Origin of the sequence: Colwellia demingiae (assembly GCF_007954275.1) — a bacterium.
GTDB lineage: Bacteria > Pseudomonadota > Gammaproteobacteria > Enterobacterales > Alteromonadaceae > Colwellia > Colwellia demingiae.
Genome location: NZ_VOLT01000031.1, coordinates 1 through 1,299 on the forward strand (window position 1 = coordinate 1; position 1,299 = coordinate 1,299).

The 1,299-nt window shown below is 41.3% G+C and carries 1 protein-coding gene; it reads right to left on the minus strand.

The genetic code is table 11. From position 1 onward, the window contains the following. Nucleotides 1-209: 209 nt before the first annotated feature. Complete coding sequence (locus ESZ36_RS22400; protein ID WP_146792024.1) at nucleotides 210-1,232, minus strand: IS110 family RNA-guided transposase; 1,023 nt, start codon at nucleotides 1,230-1,232, stop codon at nucleotides 210-212. Nucleotides 1,233-1,299: the final 67 nt, after the last annotated feature.

A 1,299-nucleotide genomic window follows, 5' to 3' on the forward strand; every position in this document is an offset into this window, starting at 1 on the left:
AAGTAATAATATCGATAACGTAGTTGGTTTGCGCTAATGTATTCGGAGTCTTTGTTGGTTACCCAATATATTAGGCCCAGCTCCACGATGAGATCCGCGCTAGATTGTCCTCAAAAGCGCCAAAGCATACTTAAAAAGTTGCTGTTCCGCCCCACAGGTCTTCAATCCAGTGGTCTAACCGTTGTGTCATCTTTATCATCATTTGCAAATCAGGCTTGCACTCTAACTTCGAATGCTTGTTTAGTTGAAAGTACCGACCAGGCGATACGTGCTAGTTTGTTCGCTAACGCGACTACTACGACGTTAAATGGTTTCCTCGATAGTAATTCTAATATCCAATTACCAAAAACGGCGACGGCTTTTTCAGGCCTAACAAGAACAGCTCTTGCACCGTGAACGAATAACTCACGTAAGCCTTTATTCCCTCGTTTGCTTATACCTAGTAATGTAGGCTTTCCTCCCGTTGTAAACTGACGAGGCACCAAGCCAATCCAGGCGGCTAAGTGCCTCCCATTTTTGAAATCAGCAACGTTACTTATATCAGATAAGCAACGACTAGCTGTTAGATCTCCCACTCCAGGAATCGTTTTGAGTAGTTGAGCTCGTTCATCGTTGCTCACAATTTCCTTGAGCTTTTTATCTTGGGTTAAAATAAGTTGATTAAGTTTTAGGTAAAAGTCATGGTGGTCTCTTAATTCTAAAAGCAACATCGGTGGTATTGGCTCACCATGCTCAGCTAGCCATTGGAATAATGTTTTCATTTTGGCATGAGATTTTGGAAAAGCCATGCCAAACTCTAATAAAATTGATCCGATACGCGACATGCATGCTGTTCTGTCTTTTAGATAGCTTGAGCGTACTCTTTGAATGACTGAGATCACTTGAGATGATTCAGTTTTAACGCTGACAAAACGCATAGTTGGGCGAGTCGCTGCTTCGGCTATGGCGTCAGCATCAATGAAATCGTTTTTGTTTGTTTTGACATAAGGCTTAACATATTGAGGTGGTATGAGTAGTACTTTATGCCCAAACTCTTGGCACTTTCTTGCTAACCAATGAGAGCCACCACAGGCCTCCATAGCAATAGTTGTAAGCTCTGAATTAGAAAGATATTGAATTAGTTTTGAGCGACTTAATTTTTTTCGATAAACTTCTCGACCGGATAAATCATGGCCAACAAGGTGAAAGGTTGATTTCCCAATATCAATTCCAAGAATGTTAATAGTAGACATGATGATTCTCCTCATTTAATAATCTCCCTAAGTGTAGCTTAGGGGAGGCGGACCATCTTATTAGCGC

Excerpts from the sequence above, each read along its gene's own strand:
- ESZ36_RS22400 (WP_146792024.1), bottom strand. The coding sequence starts at position 1,232 with ATGTCTACTATTAACATTCTTGGAATTGATATTGGGAAATCAACCTTT.